At 66.3% G+C, this 22,908-nt stretch carries 15 protein-coding genes; 4 read left to right on the top strand and 11 right to left on the bottom strand.

The genetic code is table 11. The features are described from left to right. Positions 1–939 carry an RluA family pseudouridine synthase gene (locus tag QMX81_RS10995; RefSeq protein WP_019182886.1) on the bottom strand — a complete coding sequence of 313 codons (939 nt, stop codon included), beginning with the start codon at positions 937–939 and terminating at the stop codon, positions 1–3. Positions 940–1,381: 442 nt separating this feature from the next. Between QMX81_RS10995 and QMX81_RS10990 the strand changes: the two genes are divergently transcribed. Then, on the top strand, positions 1,382–4,774 hold the full coding sequence (locus QMX81_RS10990; RefSeq protein ID WP_282261401.1) for an Rne/Rng family ribonuclease: 3,393 nt from the start codon (positions 1,382–1,384) through the stop codon (positions 4,772–4,774). Between the two features lie 276 nt (positions 4,775–5,050). Here QMX81_RS10990 and QMX81_RS10985 read toward each other — a convergent pair whose 3' ends face one another. The 10 genes from QMX81_RS10985 to QMX81_RS10940 form a co-directional block, all read right to left on the bottom strand. Beyond that, positions 5,051–5,929 carry an endonuclease/exonuclease/phosphatase family protein gene (locus tag QMX81_RS10985; RefSeq protein WP_121038087.1) on the bottom strand — a complete coding sequence of 293 codons (879 nt, stop codon included), beginning with the start codon at positions 5,927–5,929 and terminating at the stop codon, positions 5,051–5,053. Beyond that, the gene (locus QMX81_RS10980) at positions 5,929–9,111 is read right to left on the bottom strand and encodes a discoidin domain-containing protein (RefSeq protein ID WP_282261398.1); all 3,183 of its coding nucleotides are present in this window, start codon (positions 9,109–9,111) and stop codon (positions 5,929–5,931) included. The genes QMX81_RS10985 and QMX81_RS10980 overlap by 1 nt, the downstream gene beginning before the upstream one ends. Then, positions 9,108–9,944, bottom strand: a complete 837-nt coding sequence (locus tag QMX81_RS10975; RefSeq protein ID WP_019182882.1) for a carbohydrate ABC transporter permease — start codon at positions 9,942–9,944, stop codon at positions 9,108–9,110. Before QMX81_RS10975 ends, QMX81_RS10980 begins: the two co-directional genes overlap by 4 nt. Further along, positions 9,941–10,822, bottom strand: a complete 882-nt coding sequence (locus tag QMX81_RS10970) for a sugar ABC transporter permease (RefSeq protein WP_282261395.1) — start codon at positions 10,820–10,822, stop codon at positions 9,941–9,943. The genes QMX81_RS10975 and QMX81_RS10970 overlap by 4 nt, the downstream gene beginning before the upstream one ends. Then, the gene (locus QMX81_RS10965; RefSeq protein ID WP_226956633.1) at positions 10,819–12,135 is read right to left on the bottom strand and encodes a sugar ABC transporter substrate-binding protein; all 1,317 of its coding nucleotides are present in this window, start codon (positions 12,133–12,135) and stop codon (positions 10,819–10,821) included. Before QMX81_RS10965 ends, QMX81_RS10970 begins: the two co-directional genes overlap by 4 nt. A 33-nt stretch (positions 12,136–12,168) precedes the next feature. After that, positions 12,169–13,782 carry a glucoamylase family protein gene (locus tag QMX81_RS10960; protein ID WP_282261392.1) on the bottom strand — a complete coding sequence of 538 codons (1,614 nt, stop codon included), beginning with the start codon at positions 13,780–13,782 and terminating at the stop codon, positions 12,169–12,171. A gap of 226 nt (positions 13,783–14,008) precedes the next feature. Next, positions 14,009–17,068 (bottom strand): TonB-dependent receptor, encoded by a 3,060-nt coding sequence (locus tag QMX81_RS10955; protein ID WP_282261389.1) that lies wholly within the window; start codon positions 17,066–17,068, stop codon positions 14,009–14,011. Between the two features lie 90 nt (positions 17,069–17,158). Further along, entirely contained in the window at positions 17,159–18,196 is a 1,038-nt protein-coding gene (locus tag QMX81_RS10950) for a LacI family DNA-binding transcriptional regulator (protein WP_121038099.1), read from the bottom strand. 148 nt (positions 18,197–18,344) lie between these two features. Continuing rightward, positions 18,345–18,614, bottom strand: coding sequence for a BolA family protein (locus tag QMX81_RS10945; RefSeq protein WP_282261383.1), 270 nt, complete (start codon positions 18,612–18,614; stop codon positions 18,345–18,347). Then, entirely contained in the window at positions 18,611–18,910 is a 300-nt protein-coding gene (locus QMX81_RS10940) for a YciI family protein (RefSeq protein ID WP_019182875.1), read from the bottom strand. The genes QMX81_RS10945 and QMX81_RS10940 overlap by 4 nt, the downstream gene beginning before the upstream one ends. Positions 18,911–19,130: 220 nt before the next feature. On the opposite strand from QMX81_RS10940, the gene QMX81_RS10935 reads away from it, so the two are divergent. The 3 genes from QMX81_RS10935 to QMX81_RS10925 all read left to right on the top strand — a co-directional run. After that, positions 19,131–20,165 carry a ScpA family protein gene (locus tag QMX81_RS10935; protein WP_282261382.1) on the top strand — a complete coding sequence of 345 codons (1,035 nt, stop codon included), beginning with the start codon at positions 19,131–19,133 and terminating at the stop codon, positions 20,163–20,165. Positions 20,166–20,180: 15 nt separating this feature from the next. Next, positions 20,181–21,182 (top strand): SMC-Scp complex subunit ScpB, encoded by a 1,002-nt coding sequence (gene scpB / locus QMX81_RS10930; RefSeq protein ID WP_282261380.1) that lies wholly within the window; start codon positions 20,181–20,183, stop codon positions 21,180–21,182. Beyond that, positions 21,175–22,908: pseudouridine synthase (locus tag QMX81_RS10925; RefSeq protein WP_282261378.1), on the top strand; the 1,734-nt coding region annotated here is incomplete at its 3' end. The genes scpB and QMX81_RS10925, both read left to right, overlap by 8 nt.

Raw genomic sequence — 22,908 nt, 5'->3', positions numbered from 1 at the left:
TCACTTCAACCGGTTCAACACCTCGACGAGCTCCTCGGCGAGCGGTGCATTGATCAGGTACGGCGTCTTGCCCGCGTCCAGGGCGAACTCCAGCGAGGCCGCGTGCAGGAACAGCCGTTTCAGGCCGATCTGCTCACGAAGCCGCTTGTTGACGTCCGGATCGCCATACTTGTCGTCACCGGCCACCGGATGACCCAGATGCTGGGCATGTACGCGGATCTGGTGGGTGCGGCCGGTTTCGATGCGGACCTCACAGTACGAATGCCCGCCCTTGCGCTCCAGCACCTTGAAGTGGCTGATCGACTCCTTGCCGATCGGATTGACCTGCACGTGCCGCTCGCCGCCCTGGCGCAGACCCACGTGCAACGGGGCATCCACGGTCATGGTGCCATCGGGCATGCGGCCGGCCAGCAGGGTCAGGTAGCGCTTGCGGATGCCGGCACCGTGGTCTTCGCGCAGCAGCGCCTGCAGCTCGCTCAGCGCCGAGCGCTTCTTGGCCACGATCAGCAGGCCCGAGGTATCCCGGTCCAGCCGATGCACCAGTTCCAGGGTCTTTCCCGGACGCAGGGCGCGCAGCGTCTCGATCGCGCCGAAGCTGATGCCACTGCCGCCGTGGCTGGCCACGCCCGACGGTTTGTTCAGGGCCAGCAGCCGATCGTCTTCGAACACGATGGCATCTTCCAGCCGTTTCATGAATGCCGCGGGCGGACCCGCCTTGTCGCCTTCCTCGTTGAGACGGACCGGCGGGACCCGGACTTCGTCGCCGCCTTCGAGCTTGCGCTCGGCCTTGGCGCGGCCACCATTGACGCGGACCTGGCCACTGCGGACGAGCTTGTAGATCAGGCTGCGCGGTGCACCCTTGAGCTGGCCCAGCAGGAAGTTGTCCAGGCGTTGCCCGGCGCGGTCGGCCGGGACAGTGATGATACGTACGCTGGTCATGGCTTCAGCGGCTTTGGGGGTGGGCTCGGTAACGGTCATTGGCCTTTTATTCTGTTACACTCGGCAGGCGAGATAAGGGATTGATTTCGTTGGAAGTTGCTCTGGGCCAGAAGCCCGACTTCCCGCGATTCCGGCACAGTGCGCAGCCACCGCCCCCGGGGCGGCCATGTTAGCGGCTCACCGGCGGTCCCGGCCATCGCCGGATGTCTGACACGCATTCGCGCTGAACATGTCCCTGTGGCGCTCCAGCCTGGCTGAAAGCTGCCTCCGGCCCCGTTACACCCAAACCAAAACAAATGAAGCGCTCCCGCGGCCTGCCGTGGTGTTGTAGCGCTGGAAACCCAAACCGCCCTCCCCGCGCATGCGCGATGGGCGGTGAAGCGTGACCAGAAGCGAAACCCCATGGCGTTCCGCGCGGTAGCAGCGCGCGAGGAACGCAAGAATGAAGCGAATGCTGATCAATGCCACGCAGGCTGAAGAGCTGCGGGTAGCCATCGTGGATGGCCAGACGCTGTACGACATCGACATCGAACAGCCGTCCAAGGAACAGAAAAAGTCGAACATCTACAAGGGTCGCATCACGCGCCTTGAGCCTTCACTGGAAGCGGCCTTCGTCGAATACGGCGGTGAGCGCCATGGCTTCCTGCCGCTGAAGGAAATCTCCCGCGATTACTTCCAGGCCGGCGTCGACCACAACAAGGCCGGCATCCGCGAGCTGCTGCGTGAGGGCCAGGAAGTCGTGGTCCAGGTGGACAAGGAAGAACGCGGCAACAAGGGCGCTGCCCTGACCACGTTCATCTCGCTGGCCGGCCGCTACATGGTGCTGATGCCGAACTCGCCGAGCGCCGGTGGCGTCTCGCGTCGCATCGAGGGCGAAGACCGCGCCGCGCTGAAGGAAGCGCTGGACAAGCTGAACATCCCCGACGACATGGGCGTGATCATCCGCACCGCCGGCGTCGGCCGCGATGCCGAAGAGCTGCAGTGGGATCTGGATTACCTGCTGCAGGTCTGGAAGTCGATCGCCGAAGCGGCACTGACCAAGCCGGCCTCGTTCCTGATCTACCAGGAATCGCGCCTGATCGTGCGCGCCCTGCGTGACTACCTGCGCGCCGATGTCGGCGAGATCCTGGTGGACACCGAAGAGCTGTACGAGACCGCCCAGGAGTTCATGCAGCAGGTGATGCCGCAGACCCTGCGCAAGCTCAAGCATTACAAGGACGACATCCCGCTGTTCAACCGCTTCCAGATCGAATCGCAGATCGAAGGCGCGTATGAACGCAACGTCCGCCTGCCGTCGGGCGGCTCGATCGTGGTCGACCAGACCGAAGCGCTGACCGCCATCGACGTCAACTCCTCGCGCGCCACCAAGGGCAGCGACATCGAGGACACCGCGTTCCAGACCAACCTGGAAGCGGCCGACGAAGTGGCCCGCCAGCTGCGCCTGCGCGATCTGGGCGGCCTGGTGGTCATCGACTTCATCGACATGGCCTCCAACAAGCACCAGCGCGAAGTCGAGAACCGCCTGCAGAACGCGCTCAAGTACGACCGTGCGCGCGTGCAGCTGGGCCGCATCTCGCGCTTCGGCCTGATGGAAATGAGCCGCCAGCGCCTGCGTCCGAGCCTGGGCGAATCCAGCCAGATCGTCTGCCCGCGTTGCGACGGCCATGGCCGCATGCGCAGCGTCGAGTCGCTGTCGCTCTCCATCATCCGCGTGGCTGAAGAGCATGCGATGAAGGAGAACACCGGGCAGGTGCTGGTCCAGGCCCCGGTCGAGATCGCCAACTACCTGCTCAACGAAAAGCGCAGCGCGCTGCGCGAGATCGAACAGCGCCATGACGCGCCGATCGTGATCGTCGCCGATGAGCAGTTGCACACCCCGCATTACGAAGTAACCCGCCTGCGTGAGAACGAGCTGGGCGAAGAAAGCGGCAAGCCGAGCTACCAGCGCGGTACCCCGCGCAAGCTGCCGGTGCACGCGCTGACCAAGGCCCAGCTGAACATCCCGGTCGCCCCGGTGGTGACCCAGGTCAAGCACAGCCAGCCGGCCCCGGTGCGTGACGCCCCGGAACCGGAAGCCGCACCGGCCCCGGTCGCGGCCCCCGTTGCCGCCCCGGCGGCAACCGGCGTGGTGGGTTGGCTAAAGCGCATCTTCGGTGGCGAACCGGCCCCGGCCGCCGCACCGCAGCCGAGCAACCGCTCGGGCCAGGACGGCAACCGCAACGGTCGCAACAAGGATCGCAACGGCAAAGACCGCAACGGCCGCCGCGATGAGCGTGGCGAACGTGGTGGCAACGGCAATGCGCAGGCGCAGGGCCGTGGCAAGGACCGTGGTGAGCGTGGCGAACGTGGCCCGAAGGGCGAGCGCCGTGAGGAGCGCCGCCAGGACACCGCCGCACCGGCCAATGGCAATGCGGCACAGGTGCAGGCACCCGCGCAGGGCAAGCCGCGCAACGAGCAGCAGCCGGCCAAGCCGCGCAATGAACCGCGCAATGACCAGCAGCAGCCGAAGCTGAAGCAGAAGCAGGGCCAGAACGGCCAGGCCAAGCCGCAGCAGAACGACGGCGACAAGCCGGCCATGAGCGAGAAGCCCGCGCGTCAGCCGCAGGCCGATGCACCCAAGCCGACCACCGCCGCACCGGTCGCTGCCGACGCCGCCGTGATCGCTGCGGCTGCCGTGGTCGCCACCGATGGCGCCGCGCCGGCCGCCCACGTCCAGGAAACGGCCAAGGCCGCTCCGGCCGAGGATGCACAGCTGGGCGACACCGACGCCACCGAACAGGGTGACGCGCCGGCCAATGCCGAAGACGGTACCGGCGAAGGCGCTTCGCGTCGTCGTCGTGGCCGTCGCGGTGGCCGTCGTCGTCGTCGTGGCAACGGTGAGCAGGCTGCCGGCAGCGATGGCCTGAATGGTGACGACAACGGTCTGGATGACGAGGGCGACGACCAGGACGGCGATCAGGACGGCGATACCGCCGCCCCGGCCGAGCGCCAGGTCGCCAATAACGGTCAGCCGCAGCCGGAGTTCGAGTTCGACGACGAATCCGGCAACGCGCCGGCCGCTGCCCCCGCACCTGTCCAGGCCCCGCGCCCGGCCCCGGTGGCGGCAGTGGCTGCCGCCGCTCCGGTCGCCGTGGTCAGCAGCCCGGTCGTGACCGCTGGTCATGCCGAGCCGACCCCGGCCCCGGTGGCCGAGAAGGCACCAACCCCGGTCGTCGAGAAGGCCGCTGCGCCGGCCGTCGAGCCGGTCGCTGAGAAGGCCCCGGCCTCCTACAACGACCCGGTGCCGTTCGTGGAAAGCCCGAGGCCGGCTCCGGCGGCTCCGGTTGCTGCTCCGGTGGCTCCGGCTCCGGTCGCTGCTCCGGTGGCTCCGGCCCCGGTCGCTGCTCCGGCCGCCCCGGCTCCGGTTGCTGCTCCGGCAGCTGCTCCGGCAGCTCCGGCTCCGGTAGCTGCTCCGGCGGCGACCGCCCCGGCCCCGGTGGCTGCTCCGGCGGCTCCGGCTCCGGTTGCTGCTCCGGCGGCCCCGGTTGTTGAGGCCGCCCCGCAGGAAGTGAAGGAGCCGACCGTCGCACCGGTGCAGACCAGCATGCTGGATGCCGTCGATGCGACCCAGGCGCCGGCACAGCCGGCAGCCCCGCAGGCCCGCACCGAATCGGCCCCGGCCGGCCCGGTCGTGCACAACGGTCAGTTGTTCGGTTCGGCCGCCAGCGACACCCCGGCGGCGACCAACGCCGCCGAACAGGCCGCGCAGGCCGAAGCGCGCGAGGACATCCCCACCGATGCCCCGCAGGCCGAGGAAGGCGACAAGGCCGACCAGGAAAAGAAAGACACGCTCTGATCCTGAGTGAGTGACGCAACAAACAGACAGCGGCCTTCGGGCCGCTGTCTGCGTTTGGGGGGGGGGTGGCGCATGCAGTGGCGTGCGTCAACCGGTCATGATGGCGGCGCTGAGCGCATCCACGCATGGCATGGATCTACACGGGCCATCGGATGCATCAAGGGTAGACCCACGCCACGCGTGGATCCTGCACGGAATACGTCAAGGGCAGATCCACGCCATGCGTGGAGGCAGCCGGTCGCGCGCTACGCCATCACCGATGACGCGGCGCGCGCCTCAGGGCGTCGTCGCGCCGGCGTTTCCGGTGGCCGGCGCGAACTGCAGCCGGGTCCACACGCCGTAATGATCCGAGGCCCAGCGGCCATCGGCGTACGGCTGGTCGAACAGGATCTTCGCCTCACGGGCAAGCAGTCGATCCTGCTGGAAGAAAATATGGTCGATGCGCGAGGGCGCGTCGTAGTAGTGCCGGTTGAGCGTGCTGACCTGGGCCAGTTCGTTGTTGACGTGCACGCTGCCGTAGCTGTCGCCGTAGTGATTGCGCAGCTCGCTCAGGTCCCCGGCGTCCACCAGCGCGTTGAAGTCACCCGCCACGACCACCGGCGCGTCGCCTGCGCTCTGCGCGATGAAGGCCAGCAGATCCGCCACCTGTTCTCCACGGATGCGGCTGCCGACCTCGTCCGAACGCTCGTTCAAATGCGTGGCATAAACATTGACCGGGCGACCGTCCACATCGATGCGCAGATGCGCCACGGTCCGGTAGTCGCCCAGCGGCGCCAGCAGATGGTCGTTGCGCGACAGCACCGGCCGCCGGGTCAGCAGGGCATTGCCGTAGCGCTTGAAACGCCCCGGCGGATCGGTCGAGACGAACTGATACTCATAGCCCAGCTTGCGCGCCAACCATGCGGCCTGGTTGCGCACATGGGGCTTCTGGATCACTTCCTGCAGCGCGATCGCATCGGGCTGCAGTGCCTGCAGTTCACGCAGGATCACCTGGCGGCGGGCCGGCCAGTTCTCGCGGTCGTGGTGAAGATTGAAGGTGACCATGGTCATCTCCTGCGCGGGCGCCGCCACGGTGCCCTGCGCCAGTGCCACCAGCGGCGCGGACGCCAGCACGGCGGCCAGCAGGCCGCGCATCATCATCGTCATCTGCCGCATTACGGTGCCTTGCGTTCCGCCCGGCGTACCGACGCCGGAATCTCGATCTCGACCTTGGCCGGCACCTGCATCACACGCAGTTCGCCGCCCACCCATTCCGCCGGCTCACCATTGACGGTGGTGGCGCCAGGCTCGCCGCTGTACGGCCACGGCAGCACCACGCCACCGGCCGGCGGCACCAGGCCGGCCGACACGGTCAGGGTGAGCTGCTTGTCGTTGCGGATCAGCGCGTAGTTGAGCTGCCCGTTCGGTGTGCGCAGGCCCTGCACGCCCACGCCCTTGCCTTCCAGCCAGCGCGACGGCACGCCCGCGGCCAGCACCAGGCTGTCGTCGATGTCGCGGCTGTAGGCGAACATGTCCAATGCCGAACGCACGAAGTCCGAGGCCACCCACGCATGTGGCAGGTCACCCAGGAAGAACGGTTTGCGCGGCGTGCGCGAGACCACTTCGGCCCACTGGTTCCACGGCTGCGGTGCACGGTCCTTGAAGAAGAACTCGGTCGCCTGCCAGGCGCGGTCACGCCAGCCCAGGCGCACGAAGGCGGCCACGTTGCGCCACTCGTACGGGGTGTAGTCCTTCCACTCGCGCTTGCCATCGCGGCGCGCTTCGAACTCGCTCCAGTAGCGCTCGAAGGTGTTGTTCAAGTACGGCTGCGGCAGGCGCCCCTGCTCGCCGGCCGGCGCCAGTGCGATGGTGGTCGAGGTGGCATCGAAATCGCCCAGTTCGGCTGAACCGGGCAGATAGTCGATCTTGTGCTGCGCGGTCGCCGCCAGCAGCGACGCCTGCAGGTCGTCACGGAACTGATCGCGCGATTCACTGATCTGCAGCGCTTCGGCCTTGCCCAGCGTGCTGGCGATGATCGCCGCGTCCTTGTAGCCACGCAGCGCCCAGAAGTTGTCCCAGTACGAATGCATCGGCTTGGCCGAATACCCTTCGTGACTGATCGAGACCGGCATCATCCCGTAGAAGGCGGGGTTGCGCGCGCGGTTGTCTTCGGTGCGCTCGCTCAGGCGCAGCTGCTCCATGTACTGGTAGGCGCCCTGCACATGCGGCCACATCACCTCCAGGAAGGTGGTGTCGCCGGTGTAGCGCCAGTACTCGGCGATGTTGAAGATCAACTCGCCGTGGCTGTCGTTCTCCGGCACCGGGTCACTGCCGCGCGAGTCCACGCAGCACGGCACCTTGCCATTGTCGAACTGATAGGGCGCATACCAGTTCACGTACTGGCGCACCGCATCACTGCGGCCCATCCGCAGCAGGCCTTCGGAAATCATCGCGCCATCGCGGATCCAGCTGCGCGAATACGAACGCGTGCCCGGCTGCAGGCTGGGGCCGATGCGCGAAATCAGCATGTGCGCCAGCGCGGTGCGCAGCGTATCGGCCAGCGGCTTGCCAGCCGCGGGGACCTGCAGCGTCACCTGGTCCAGTTTGGTCCGCCACATCGAAGCGACCTGCTGCTGCGCCTTGGCCGCATCGAAGGCCTTGGGCATCGCCCAGTTGCCGGTCTGCGGCAGCACGATGGCGACCTCGCGGCTCTGGCCAGGCTCCAGCTTCCAGCGGTACAGCAGCGCGCCCGAAGCCAGGCCGGTGCTGTCCTTCACTTCGGTGGTGCCTGGCAGCTTGCCGCTGGCCAAGTGGACCACGTCGAGCTTGCTGTCGAACGCGGTGGCGAAGGCCGCGTCCGGTGCCTGTGCCGGGTACAGGCGCGGCGTGCCGTTGACGTCCACATGGGTCGGGTCGAAGGACAGGTTGTCGATCCGGCTGACGCCGCCGACGGTATTGAGGAACTGGGTCGGCGGGTTCACCTGCCATGGGCGCACGGCCAGGGCCAGGGTGTACTCGTGGGCCACCTTGTCCGGGTTGCGCAGGGTGTAACGACCGACCAGCTGCGCGTTGTCCGGCGTGCCCTGCACGAAGCCGGTCACCTGCAGGCCAGCCTTGTCGTGGGTCCAGCCGACGTTGGCGATCGGCAGGTAATCGTCCTGCAGCGCTTGGCTGGTTTTTACGTCGGCCCAGCTCAGCAGTTTGTTGTCGACCAGCACGAACGGTTCGACGCTGAAGCTGGACTTGGCCACTTCCAGCGCACCGTCTTCGCCGATCAAGGCCTGCTCGCGACCGCCATCCAACCCGAGCAGCGTCCAGTACGGCTGCTCGCCGGTGAAGCCACGTGGCACCGAACCGCGTGGCAGGTCGGCACCGACCGAGCGGACGAAATCATTCGGGGTATCGGCGAACTCGAGCGGCTTGAGCGTGATATCACGGATACCGTAGCGCCAGCTCGGGCCGCCCTTGAGGTCGAAGCGCAGGTACCGCGCTTCCGTATCCGGCAGCGCCAGCCAGTCGCGGCCACCGCCGCCGGCGGTCACCTCGCGCAGCGTGTTCCAGCTGCGCCCATCGGCCGAGGAACGCACCACGTAACGTGTGGCCTCCAGCCCGGGCAGCCATTCGATCACCGCCCCGCCAAACTCGCGCACCTTGTGCAGGTCCAGGCTGATGGTCTGTTCGGCCACGCCGCCGCTGATCCAGACCGTGTCCGGCTTGCCATCGACGATGCGGTTCTGCAGCGCGGTGGCGGTATCGGCGATCACCGAGGGGCTCAGCGAAGATGTATCGGCCGGCGGCAGGCCCTGCAGCGTGAGCCGGTCGAAACAGACCGTGCCCTTGCCACCGACCTTGCTGTAGATCGTGAACTCCATCGCAGCGCTGCGCTTGAGTGTCTTGTCCGTCTCCGGGCCCCAGGCCTTGTCGATCTGGCGCTTGCGGTACTGCACCGGCGTCCACGCCTTGGGGAACGCATAGCCGGGGCGATTGACCCACCACACGTTGTCGCCACTGGCATCGATCAGCTTGAACTGCAGGTCGTTGGCGGGGGAATCGCCGCGCAGCTGGAAGCCGAACTGGTAATTCTCCGGGTACTGGATGCCCAGCTCGCGACGTATGCCGACATAGCCGGACACGTTGTGGAAGTCGTAATCCACACACAGCGCGCGGCCTCCGCCACTGCCGGCCACGCTGCGCAGCGAGCCGCTGACCTGGTCGGAGACGACCAGCTTCCACGGCGTCATGTCATCGAAGCTGTCCAGCACCTTGGGCGCGGGCAACACCGGCGTCGCCGGCGGTGCGGCCGAGGCCGCCAGTGACCAGACCAGACCCAGACCCACCGCGACGACGGCATGCTTCACCCTTTGACACTCCCCAGCAACAGACCTTGGATGTAATAACGCTGCAATGCCAGGAACAGCAGCAGCACCGGAACCACCGTGACCACCGCGCCGGCCATCATCATTTCAACGTCCATGATGTGCTCGCGCGAGAGCGTGGCCAGGGCCACCGGGAGAGTGTAGTGCTCCTGGTCGGTCAACACGATCAAGGGCCACATGAAATCGTTCCAGGCCGCCATGAAGGTGAAGATCGACAGGGTCACCAGCACCGGCTTGAGCATCGGCAGCACGATCTGGAAGAAGATCCGCAGCTCCCCTGCCCCGTCGATGCGGGCCGCTTCGAGCAGCTCATCCGGGATCGAACGGGCGTACTGGCGCACCAGGAAGATGCCGAACACGGTGGCCAGCGCCGGCACGATCACGCCACCGAAGTTGTTGACCAGGCCCAGCTGCTTCATCAGCAGGAACAGCGGCAGCATCGCCACCTGCGCGGGGATCACCAGTGCGGCCAGCAGCAGCTGGAAGATGCGCTCGCGGCCGGCGAAGCGCAACTTGGCGAAGGCGTAGCCGGCCATGGTGTTGAGCAGCAGCGAGCCGAAGGTGATGGCCAGCGACACCATCAGGCTGTTGACGAAGTTGTTGGCCATCCCGGTGCGCGCGAACAACTCGTGGTAGTTCGCGGTGGTCAGCGAGGACGGCAGCAGCGGCGGCGGAAAATGCGCCGCCTCGCCGGTCGGCATGAACGACACCGACAGCATCCACAACAGCGGCGCCAGGCTCAGCGCGGCAAGCACCAGCAGGCCACCATTGACCCACCAGGCATGCCAGCGCGATTGACCGATTTCACGACTCATACCAACTGCCTCTTGCGGCCGAAACGCAGCATGATGCTGGTCACGCCCAGGATGATCAGGAACAGCAGGAACGCCACCGCGGAGGCGCGGCCCAGGTTCCACCACTTGAAGCCTTCTTCGAACATGAAATACAGCACGCTGACCGTGCTCTGCAGTGGGTCGCCACGCGTCATCACGTAGGGCTCGGCGAACAGCTGGAAATAACCGGACACGGTGATCACACCGACCACCAGCAGCACCGGGCCCAGCATCGGCAGGGTGATGTGCAGGAACTGCTTCCAGCGCGAGGCACCGTCGATGCGCGCGGCCTCGTACAGGTCATGCGGGATCGCCTGCAGGCCGGCCAGGAAGATCACCATGTTGTAGCCGAAGTTCTTCCACACCGCGAACAGCATGATGGTCGGCATCGCCCAGTTCGGGTCGCCCAGCCAGTCGACCGGGCTGATGCCCAGATGGCCCAGGCCGTAGTTCACCAGGCCGTAGCTGGTATGGAACAGGTAACGCCAGATCACCGCCACCGCCACCAGGGTGGTCACCACCGGGGCGAACAGCGCGGTACGGAACAACGCCTTGAAGCGGGCGGCCGGCGCGTTGAGCAGGATCGCCGCGCCCAGCGATACCGCGATCGACATCGGCACGCCGACGATCACGAAGTAGGTGGTATTCCACAGCGACTTCCAGAACATCGGGGTCTGCAGCAGATCGATGTAGTTGCCCAGGCCGACGAAACGCAGGTTTTCGCCATCGGCCAGTGCGTACAGATCGAAATCGGTGATGCTCAGCGCCAGCGCCGAGAACACCGGCAGGCCGAAGAACACCGCGATGACCAGGATGGCCGGGCCGGCAAACATCCAGCCGGCAAGCGAACGCTGCTTCATGGTGCCGCCTCCGTTGCGACCGCACTGGAGTGCTGCTTGTCGCTTACGCCAGACGAGTCCTGGCGGTGCTGCTCATGCATCCAACGCCGTTTGGCGAGGACCTTGTCCACGCGCTTGTCCAGTTCTTTCACTGCTACGTCCTGATCCATGCCACCACGCACCACCTGTTCGGTGATGATCCGCATTTCCTGCACGATGCGCTCCCACTCCAGCACTTTCGGCGTGGGCTTGACCCGCTCGAGCTGATCGCGGAACGGCTGCGCCAACGGGTCGTTGGCCAGCGAGGGGTATTCCCAGGTGCTGCGCCGTGGCGGCAGGTCACCGATGATCGAATGGAAACGCTCCTGGATCGCCGGGCGCGACAGGAACTCGATCAGCTTCCACGAGGCTTCCTTCTGCTGCGAAGAACGGAAGATCACCAGGCTGGTACCCCCGGCGATGCCGGCGCCGGGGCCGTCCGGACCCGGCAGCGCAGCGGTGCCCCACTGCCCCTCCAGCGCCTTGGGCTGCAGCTTCTTGAACTCGCGGATGTTCCAGGGGCCGGACACGTAGAACACGTTGAAGCCGCGGAAGAACTCATCCCAGACGTTGGAGATCTGCGTCTCGGACATGCGCGGGGCCCAGCCCTGCGCGAACATGTTTTCGTAGAAGCCCAGCGTCCTGCGGAAGCCGGGGCTGCTGAAGTTGCCACGGGTGTCATCGTCACGCAGCAGCGGATCGGGCTGCTGCAGGGCGAAGGACAGCTGCTGCTCGAACTCGTTGATCGGCATCAGCACCGCATAGCGGTTCGCGCCCTGCATCTTCTTGATCGCCGCCATCATCTCGTTCCACTCGCCCCAGGTACGCGGCGGGTGGTCATAGCCGGCTTTGGCCAGCATGTCCTTGCGGTAATACAGCAGGCGCGTATCGACGTACCACGGCACGCCGACCAGTTCGTCATGGATGACGTTGGTGTCCCAGATGCCCTGGAAGTAATCGGCCGGGTCCACCACCTTGGACTGCGCCACATAGGGCTGCAGCGGGGTCAGGGTGTTGAGCTCGGCGAACTCGGGAATCCAGGTGTTGCCCAGCTGGCACACATCCGGCAGCCCGTCGGCCGCGAATGCGGTCAACAGTTTTTCATGCGCGGCCGTCCACGGGATGTTCTGGACATCCACATGAATGCCCGGGTTTTCCGCTTCAAACTCGCGGATCAGGCCGGTGACCACTTCGGCCTCGCGGCCCATCGCCCAGAAACGCACTGTGACCCCTTCCGGTTCTTTCCGGCAGGCACTCAACAACAGGCTGCCGACCAGCAGCAGCAACAGACTCAACCCCAGCTTCGGGCGCGACGACGATGGCACTGCTTACTTCCCCTGCTGCTGGTTGCGGTTCGAATTGGAATTGTTCTTCTGTTCCTGGGCGGCCGCCGCGCGCGATTCGGCGATGCCGACCGAGCGGGCCGAGGCCGCCTTTTCATCTTTCTGCAGTTCCATCGGCTGATCCTCGCCTTCCGGAGTCAACCAGCCACCACTGAAGCCGGCACGCTCCAGACCCTTGCGGATATGGGCGTTCTTCTTCATCACATCCCAGACGAAATCGTTCCGGTAGTTGGCGATCATGGTCAGGATCGGGCCTTGGTCGATACCGATGTAATCGCTGGCCACCCAGCCGCGATCCGGCACCAGGCGACCGGTCTTGATCGGGATGTCGTAGTTGAAACTCGGGTTGAACGAATCCAGGAAGCCGTAGCTGGAATAGATGTAGTCGCCGTAGCGCTTGTGCATCTCCACCGCGGCCGGGATGACTTCTTCCGGCGCGAACACGATCGAGGCGATCGCCGCGGTCGGCGCGATGGTGCCGTCATCGAAGTTCTCGCGCAGGCCGGCGCCGCGCGAAGAGTAATGGCGGAACTGGCGCTGCTCGCCCCGGTATTCCTGGGTGGTGTTCTGCGGGCCGTCGCTGGCGGTCAGGCCCCATACGTTCTGGCCGTAATCCTTCCAGTTCATCGGGTTGGCGATCGCGTACTCGCGCTGCGCCAGGGCGGCCGAACGGCTGTTGAGGAAGTAGGTACTGCCCCGCTCGCGCATGTAGGCATCCTGGATGTCGCGGAAGTCCACCCACACATGCGTGTACTGGTGGCCGAACAGCGGGCCGAAGGACAGGTATTCCTGGCCCTGGTAGACGCCCCAGTCGTTGTCGTAGGTACGCGTCCAGACCGTCCACGCATCCGGGCTGACCGGGTGGGTGGGCGAGCCGAGCGCGAGGATGTAGACCATCATCGCCTCGTTGTAGCCCATCCAGTCGTGGTCGATGAAGCCGCTTTCCGGGAACCAGCCCATCGAGATCAGCGGTGCGCGTTGCTGCAGCCACGGCCAGTCCACGCGCTTGTACAGCGTATCGGCGATCTCGCGGATCTCTTTCTCGCGTGCGTCGTCACCGTCGTAATAGGACTGCGCGAACAGCACGCCCATCATCAGCAGCGCGGTATCCACGCTGGACAGTTCCACCCAGCTGTCATAGCGGCGGCCTTCCTGCATGTCCAGGAAGTGGTAGTAGAAGCCCTTGTAACCGCCCTTGCCGGTGCGCTGCGGGCCCATCGGCAGATCGCGGAAGAACTTCAGCGTCAGCAGGGTGCGGTCGATCGCCTGGTTGCGGCTGACCCAGCCGTTCTCGATGCCGATCGGATAGGCGGTCAGCGCATAGCCGACCGAAGCGATGCTGGCGAACGGACGCGACGGGTAGCGGTCCGGGCTGAGCCCGTTGACCTCGTTGGTGGTATCCCAGAAAAACTGGAAGGTGCGGCGCTCGATATCGTCGAACAGCGGCGGCAGCTCCGGCTTCATCGGCCGCGGCGGCACGTCCGCCTCGACCAGGATCACGGGCGGCTTGGGCTTGGCCGGCTCCTGCTGGGCCTGCGGCTGACAGGCAGCGACGGCGACACTGATCGCCGCGGCGGTCAACAGGTGGCGTGCCTGCATGGGCCAACTCCTTCTACAGTGTTCGTGACTGGGAAGCATAACGTCCAATGACCTGAAATCGTTTACAGAACGCGGCCTTAAAAAACCACGCAGGCGTGGTCCAAAGCCGCGGTCATTGCCCAGGCCGCTGCCACCCTCCGTGGCACCGGCCTGGACAATGGACTGGCCCGAAGGCCAGCCATTGCCATGAAACCGGCCCCGTCCGAAGACGGGGCCGTGTGCTGCATCAGAAGCGGAAGCCGACTTCGGCCTTCACCTGGCGCGGCGTACCGACGATATCGCCGGTCTCGTTGTAGCTGGCCTGCAGCTTGCCGTCGGTCTTGAAGTAGTTGTAGGTGGCGAAGTTGTCGAAGTTGAACACGTTGATGATGTCGATACGCGCGTACAGCTCGGTATCGCCCGCCATCTTGAACGTCTTCGTCGCCTGCAGATCGACCGAACGGTAGCCGAAGATCTTGCCACCCAGCAGGAACTTGCCATTGGCGTTGGGCACCGCGGCCTGCGGCGTCGGCAGGTCGTAGCCACTGGCCTGCGGCACGCCGTACCAGTCGTTGACGGCCGTCGGGGTGGCCAGGGTGACCTTGCCGCCGAAGGTGATGCCCCAGAAGCCCGCGTACGAACCGGTGACCACCAGGCGGTGGCGCGGCGCGCCGTTGGAACGGATGGTCGGATAATCTTCGATCAGGCCGCGGTCGAACGCGTACTTCTCGTTGATGTCGCGGTTGTGGCGCGCGGTGGTCCAGGTGTAGGCCACCGAGGTGCCCCAGCCGCTTTCCTGGGTGAACGGCTTCTGCGCCGACAGCAGGACCTGGGTCGCACGGGTCTTGATGCCCTGCTGGCCGATGATCAGGCTGCCGAAGCCCGGCACGTTGCAGCTCCAGGCCTGGCTCAGGCCCGGGTCGGTGCCGCCGCACAGGCGCGGGTCATCGAAGAACTGGCCGGTCGGGTAACGGTTGCCCAGGGTGAAGGCGAACCCGTCGTAGCTCAGGGTGCGGGAGATGGTGGCATCGGTCAGCCACTCACCCACCTGGTTGCTCATGCCGAAGCTGAACTGATCCGAGTACGGCACCTTGAGGTTGTTGTTCAGCAGATCGACTTCCAGACCGGCATTGCTGGTCGAGCCGACCAGGGTCTGCAGGTTGCCGATCCCGTTGAGCAGGTTCGGGTTCCAGTCGTAGCAGGCGGCCTGGCCGTTGATGCAGGTGCCGGTCGACGGGTTGCGGAAGTAGATGGTCGGCTGCGGCAGGGCCAGCTTGGTGGTTTCCAGCTGCAGGTTGTCGAACAGGTCGCGATCGTACGAACGACCGGCACCACCGTGGAACACGTGCTGCTCGTCGGCGTTGAGGTCATACGAGAAGCCCAGGCGCGGCTGCCAGGCATCCTTGAACGCCTTGCGGTTTTTGCCGGTGCTGATGTAATCGCCGATGTTCAGGCCACCCAGCGCCAGCGAATCGGCGTAGGTCTGGCCAGCGGCCGCGCGCGGATCCTGCGAGTAGATCGCGTCGACCACCTGCTGCGGGGTCACGAAGTCCAGGTAGGACGGCGTCTTCTCGTAGTCCCAACGCAGGCCGAGGTTGAGCTGCAGGTGGTCGTTGACCTGCCAGTCGTCCTGGATGAACAGGCCGATCTGCTTGGACTTCGAACGCACTTCGCCCGACACGCCCGACACGCCGGTCACCGGCTTGACGAACTGCGCCTTGTACGGGATGGAATCCGGGAAGTCCGGATCGCCCAGGGTGTAGGTGAAGGTCGGGTTGATCTGCGCAGCATCGGATGCGTACAGGTCGATCTGCTTGTACTTGGCGCCCATCTTGATGGTGTGGTCGCCCGCCCACTGGATGCCATCCAGGGTCAGGTTGTCTTCGATCGACCAGCCCTTCTGGCCCTTCACCTGCGAATCCAGCGCCGATGCGCCACCGATCTTCACCACGGTGCGGTCTTCGGTGCCGTCCGGTGCGGTGTAGGTGATGCCGTTGGCCAGGGTCAGCGGGGTCGGGTTGTTGAACGAATCTTCGTGGGTGACCATCAATTCGTTGTAGTAACGCTCACCGCTGTGGTTCCAGCGCAGGGCGTAACGACGGTCGGTGTTGACCACTTCACGGCCGGCTTCCGGCGCGGTCTGGCCGCTGAACTGCGACTGGGTTTCATCGCGGTCCTGGAAGGTCAACTCGATGCGATCGTTGTCGGTCGGCTCGAAGTCGACCTTGGCGAAGATCAGATCCTGCTGGAACGGCTGGCTGGCCGGGCCGAGGCCGGCGGCGCCTTCCGGCGGCAGCAGCGCGGCAGCACGGCCGACCGCGCCGTCAGGCGCGATGGTGACCGGCAGGTCGAAGCGCTTGGCTTCATAGGTCACGAAGAAGTGGGCCTTGTCCTGGATGATCGGGCCACCCAATGCAAAACCGTATTCCTTCTCGGCCGATGCCTCTTTCGTCTGGCCAGCCTGGCGCTCGGCCGGGGTCTTGGCGCGCATGTCTTCGTTGGTGTAACGGTAGAAGGTTTCACCCTTGAACTCGTTGGTGCCGGACTTGGTGGCCGCGGTCACGGCCGCGCTCGACACCTGGCCGTACTCGGCCTTGTAGTTGCCGCTGATGACCTTGTATTCGCCGATCGCCAGCTGCGGGAACGGGTTGCCGGCGCTGCCGGACTGGCCGGCCACGCCGCCGCCCTTGACGTAGCTCTTCTGGCCCACGCCGTCGATATAGACGTTGGTGCCGTCGGAGTTGGTGGCACCGCCGCGCAGGGAGGTGTTGCCCTTGGCATCACGGGTGAAGATCAGGCCCGGCACCGCGTCGGCGAATTCCAGGAAGTTGCGCGACACCTGCGGGGTGGTCTGGATCTGCTGCAGGCTGACGGTCTTGCCCACTTCGGAGGTACGCACTTCCTGCAGCAGGGTCGGTGCAATGACGTTGACCGTGTCCAGGTTGGTGGCGTTGGCAGTGCTGCCGTTGGCCGGCGCGCCGCTGAAGTTCAGGGTCGCGGTGGAGGCCACGGTGACCGTCACCTTCTGCGTCTGGCCATTGGCCACCACGTTGTAGGTGCCCGGGTCCAGGCCCATCAGCGAGTAGCTGCCATCGGCACGGGTGGTGGCGCGGCGCACGGTGCCGCTGGCCACGTTGGTGGCGGTGACTTCGGTGCCGGCGGCAGCCTCGGCGACCTGGCCGCGCAGCGACGAGGTGGCCGACTGCGCCATCACGCTCGGGGCGGCGCCCAGCATCAGGCATGTGACCAGCGCGCTGGACAACAGACTCCGTGCGGGCGCGCGGTTGCGGTGATTGGAATACGTCATGTAACTCTCCGGGTGGTGGTGGCCGTCTTTGCGGCCCCTGTCGTTTTATGTGGTGCGTTTTTTTAGGGCGTCACGACCAACGGTCGTGACCTACTGCTGGGTTCTGGCTTTGCTCGAATCACGCACGATCAGGGTCGGCACGAGCGTCTGCTTGTCGCCGGCCCCTTCTGTGTTGTTGCCATCCATCAACTGCAACAGGCGCGTCGCGGCCTTATCGCCGAGGTCGGCGATACTCACCTGCATCGTTGTCAACGATGGGTGAACGAAACGTGCCAGCGGAATGTCATCGAAACCCGCCAAGGCGACATCGGCCGGCACCCGGACACCTGCCTGCGCGAACGCATACAGACACCCCAGCGCCATCATGTCGTTGGCGGCGAACACCGCATCGGGCAGCGTGCCGGCTGCCAGCAACTCCTGTCCGGCGCGATGGCCGGAAGCTTCGTCAAAGTCACCGGGCAACTCGATCCCTTCGGCAGCATCGCCGAAGGCCGCCAGCGCATCGCGGAAACCGCGCAGGCGCTCACGGGCGTCGTAGTTGAGGTCCGGACCGGAAATGAAGGCGATGCGCCGATGCCCGACGTCCAGCAGGTGACGGGTCATGGCCATCGCGCCGGCATGGTCATCGATGCTCAGCACCGGATGATCCTGCTCGGGCAGATACGTGTTGATCAGCACCGTGGGCAACGACTGCGGCAGGTTGTCGGTCAGGAAGCCGGGGCTCTCGGCATACGGCGAAAGCACCAGCAACCCATCGACACGACCGCGCATGGCCCGCAGGGCCGCGCCCTGCTGCTCCTGGTCACCGTGGTAACTGGACACGAGCAGATGCTGGCGACGCTCGCGGGCCACCCCATCGATGCCACGCATCAGTTCGGAGAAGAATTCGCCATAGAGATCGGGCAACACCACGCCAATGGTGTTGGTCCGTCGGCTGCTCAGGCTCCGGGCCGCTGCATGCGGGGTGTAGCGCAGTCGCGCTGCCACCTCCAGCACCAGCTTGCGCACGGGCTCGGCAACATTTTCATGGCCATTGAGTGCGCGCGAGACCGTGGCAACAGAGACACGGGCTTCACGGGCGACATCTTTGATAGTGATCGCTGCCTTGTTCACTTCGCCGCCCTCCACGGCTTAGAGATCTGGGCTTGGCGCGGAATGTAAGCGTTTTCAAACCCGAATGTAAACACTACGTTAGCCTCATGTCGTACGGCGGTAACCAAAAGCTGTCCATGTCGGCCCCTTTCGGGACTGGCCAGGACAAGGCGGGACAAGGGTTTCAGCGGTTTTTGACCGGTGTCTCGGCACGGATGGACAACGCGTGGATATCGGTCTCCATCATCGTTCCCAGGGCCGCATAGACGGCCCGCTGGCGCGCCAGCGGGAGCTTTCCTTCGAAGGCTGCGCTGACCACGTGCACCTTGAAGTGCCCCCGGCCGTCACGCGCGCCCTCATGGCCGGCGTGGCGGTGGCTGTCATCCTTGACCTCCAGCAGTTCCGGATCCAGTGCCTGCTGCAGCGCCTGCCGGATGCGCTCGACCCGGTTCATGGCAGGACCTTGCGGAACGGACGCACCTGGACGCGCACGTAGACGCCCGCCTCTACATACGGATCGGCGGCGGCCCAGTCCTGGGCGTGGGTCAGCGAATCGAACGCGGCGATCACCACGCTGCCACTGAAGCCGGCCGGGCCGGGATCTTCGCTGTCGATGGCCGGGCACGGGCCGGCCAGCAGCAGCCGTCCTTCGTCCTGCAGGGCCTGCAGCCGGGCCAGATGGGCCGGGCGCGACGCCAGACGGGCGGCCAGCACATCGGTGCCGTCATAGCCTTCAATCACATACCACACGGGCAACTCCGAGGTCTTGTTGAATCAATCCCGGGCATTCTAGCGGGGCTGGCTGGACACTGGCGCGGCAACCCCGTAGTCTTATGTCCATTGCACGTGGCTGGATGCAGCGCCCCGTCGGCAACCGGCTCCACCGCCAGCCGACGACCGATCCACTGCCCCACACCAGCACACGTAGACGACCTCCCCGTAGTTCTGTCGCTGCCCATCGCGGCGCGCCTTGCTGTTTGAAGTGTGGAATCGCGCCGACCCAGGCGTGTCATGGCTTGCCATCCTGCCGCCCGGGACCGTTCCGGACGCTGGCATGGTGCGGCGACCGGTCCGTTGCAATACTGACGTCTATTTGATGACTGCCGAACTCGCGCCCGACGCGAACCCGCCATTCCGAGTGCCCGCCCCACAGCAGCAGGAAATGCCGCTGGCCGTGGTGCATGGACAGCCGGTCCTGCAGATTCCGCAGGACCTGTACATCCCGCCGGACGCGCTGGAAGTCATCCTGGATGCGTTCGAGGGTCCGCTGGACCTGCTGCTGTACCTGATCCGCCGGCAGAACCTGGACATCCTGGATATCCCGGTCGCCGAGATCACCCGCCAGTATGTCGAGTACATCAACGTCATGCAGGAGCTGCGCTTCGAACTGGCGGCCGAGTACCTGGTGATGGCGGCGATCCTGGCCGAAGTGAAGTCGCGGATGCTGTTGCCGCGGCCGCCCAGCATCGAGGGCGAGGAAGCCGATCCGCGCGCCGAGCTGGTGCGCCGGCTGCAGGAGTACGAACGTTTCAAGCAGGCCGCCGAGGACATCGACAGCCTGCCCCGCCAGGACCGCGACACCACCGTGGTCCACGCCTTCGTCCCTGACCGCGCGGCCGTCAAGCTGCCGCCGCCGGTGGATCTGAAGGAAATGCTGATGGCGCTGCACGACGTGCTCAAGCGCGCCGAGCTGTTCACCGGCCACGCGATCAAACGCGAGGCACTGAGCGTGCGCCAGCGGATGGGCGACGTGCTGGGTCGTCTGGAAGACGGCAGGTTCTACCGGTTTGAAACGCTGTTCACCGCCGAAGAAGGCAAGCTGGGGGTGCTGGTCACCTTCCTGGCCCTGCTGGAACTGGCCAAGGAACAGCTGCTGGACATCGTCCAGGAAGCTCCGCTGGCGCCGATCTACGTCAAGTCCCTGGCCGCCGGCAACACCAACGAACCGCTGCAGTTCAACAGCGAGTTCGACGACAACGACGCCGCCGCCAACGAATCCGACTGAGCACCCGACCCACGCATGGATCAACCGCTGATCAACCGTATTGTCGAAGGCGCCCTGCTGGCGGCCAGTGAGCCGTTGACGCTGGCGCAGCTGCAGGGCCTGTTCCCGGAAGAGGAACCGGCACCGCCGGGCAGCATCGAACGCGCGCTGGAACTGCTGCGCGAAGGCTGCCAGGACCGCGGCGTGGAGCTGGTCGAAGTGGCCTCCGGCTTCCGCTTCCAGGTCACCAGCGAAGTGCATGGCTACATCACCCGGCTGTGGACGGAGCGCAAGACCCGCTACACCCGTGCCACGCTGGAAACGCTGGCATTGATCGCCTACCGCCAGCCGATCACCCGCGGCGAGATCGAACAGGTCCGCGGTGTGGCGGTCAGCAGCAACATCATCCAGGCCCTGGAAGAGCGCGAATGGATCCGCGTGATCGGCCACCGCGACGTGCCCGGCAAACCGGCGCTGTTCGGGACCACCAAGGGCTTCCTGGATTATTTCGGGCTCAAGCGCCTGGACGAACTGCCGCCGCTGTCCGAGTTGCGCGACCTGGGCGAGCTGGAACCGCAGCTGCCGCTGGACAGCGAAGGCCAGCCGGCCGGTCGCCTGCCCGCCGGCGCGGCGACCCCGGAGGCCGAGCTGGAGACGGACGCGGCCAATGATGACGCCACTCCGGCACCGGCGGACCCGGCGGACCCAGTGGACCCTGCAGCGGCCCGGTTGGCAGCCCGCGTGGCGCTGGCCTCGGCGCGACTGGCGGAGCAACCGGCAGAACCGGACAATAGCGAGGCGCCCGATGCTGCAGACGCCACCGACACCCCATCCCATGCGCCGTTGTCGCTTGCCGACGACGACGCGGATACGACCGCCAGCGATGGCGAACCCGATACCGCGCCGGGAGAGCGCGCGGCGCCCCAGAACGAAACCGGAAACAACGCCGTCGCGAAGACGACCGTGGCTGTTGACGAAGCCGATCCCGAACCAGAGGCCGACGCATCCGTTGCCGGCCGGAGCCAAGTAAATGAGTGACACCCCCCGCAAGCCATCGTTGAACAAGCTTTCGCTCAAGCGCGAATCCGCCTCCGAACAGCCCAAGCTCGAAGAGCGCCTGCACAAAGTGCTGGCGCAGGCCGGCCTGGGTTCGCGCCGCGCGCTGGAACAGCGCATCGCCGATGGCCTGGTCAAGGTCAATGGCGAGGTCGCGCAGACCGGCCAGTCGATCAAGAGCGGCGACAAGGTCGAGCTGGACGGCCGTGGCTTCGTCGCCACCGCGCTGACTGAAACGTCCCGCGTGCTGGCCTACAACAAGCCGGAAGGCGAAGTGACCACGCGCGAAGACCCCGAAGGTCGCCCGACCGTGTTCGAAGCGCTGCCTGCCCTGAAGGGCGCGCGCTGGATCGCGATCGGCCGCCTGGACATCAACACCACCGGCCTGCTGCTGGCGACCACCGACGGTGAGCTGGCCAACGCGATGATGCACCCCTCCTACGAGGTCGAGCGCGAGTACGTGGTGCGCGTGCGCGCCCCGGAAGGCGAAGAGAAGGTGCCCGACAGCATCGTTGACCGCCTCGCCCGTGGCGTCGCGCTGGAAGACGGCCCGGCCAAGTTCGACGAGATCGAACGCATCGGCGGCACCGATTCGCACGACTGGTTCCGCGTGGTGGTCAAGGAAGGCCGCAACCGCGAAGTGCGCCGCCTGTGGGAATCCCAGGGCTGCCAGGTCAGCCGCCTCAAGCGCACGCGCTACGGCAAGGTCAGCCTGCCGCGCGAACTGCTGCGTGGCCAGTCGGTCGAACTGCCGGCCAAGCAGGTTGAAGCGCTGCGCGCCGAACTGAAGCTGGAAGAAGGTGCCCCGTCGGCACTGACCCTGCAGCCGGTGATCGGTCAGCGTCGTGCCGCCAAGACCACCGTGCGCGTTTCGCGCGACGGCGGCCGTGGCAACGCCTACGTCAACGGCCACAACTCGGCCGATGAAGGCCGCGAACTGCGTCGTTTCGACAACGTGCGCGAAGAGCGCGGCCGTGGCCGCGGCGGCAAGGGCGGCGGCTTCAAGGGTGGCCTGACGGTCAGCGGCGAAGCAGCGGCCAAGCAGTCGCAGCGCCCGTTCAAGGCTCGCCCGGACAAGGGCAACCGGGCACTTCCGGAAGGCAACCCGGCGGCGTTCCGCAGCTGGTACGTGCCGGACGGTGTCAGCACCGGGCCGAGCGGCCACCGCAATGCCGGCCCGGGCGCTGCCCGTGGTCCCGGCGCGCGTGGTCCGGGCGCCGGCGCAGGTGCCGGTGGCCAGGGCCGTCCGTATGGCAAGCCGAAGGGTCCGGGTGGCGCAGGCGGCCCGGGGCGCGGCAGCTACGGCGGCGGTGCTGAAGGTCGTGGCGGTTACGCCGGCGGTGGCGAAAGCCGTGGCGGCTACGGTGGCCAAGGCCGTCCGGCCGGTCCGGGTGGCGGTGGCAACCGCGGTGCCCAGGGTGGCCAGGGTCCGTCCCGCCATCCGTACGGTCATCCGGGCAATGCCCCGAGCTTCCCGTCCGATCACGCCAATCCGGGCGCCAGCCCGTACGGCAGCGCGCGTCCGGCGGGTAACCGCGGTCCGGGTGGTCCGGGTGGCAACCGTGGCCCGGGTGGTCCCGGCGCACGCGGCCCGGGTGGCGCCAGTGCGCGCGGCCCCGGCGGTCCCGGTGGCAACCGTGGTCCGGGTGGTCCGGGCGGCAACCGTGGCCCGGGTGGCCCCGGTGCTCGTGGTCCCGGCGGCCCGGGC

The organism is Stenotrophomonas sp. PS02301, assembly GCF_029959485.1.
Lineage (GTDB): Bacteria > Pseudomonadota > Gammaproteobacteria > Xanthomonadales > Xanthomonadaceae > Stenotrophomonas > Stenotrophomonas maltophilia_Z.
The sequence above is the reverse complement of the archived record's forward strand: the minus strand, read 5'-3'. Positions and strand labels throughout refer to the sequence as shown.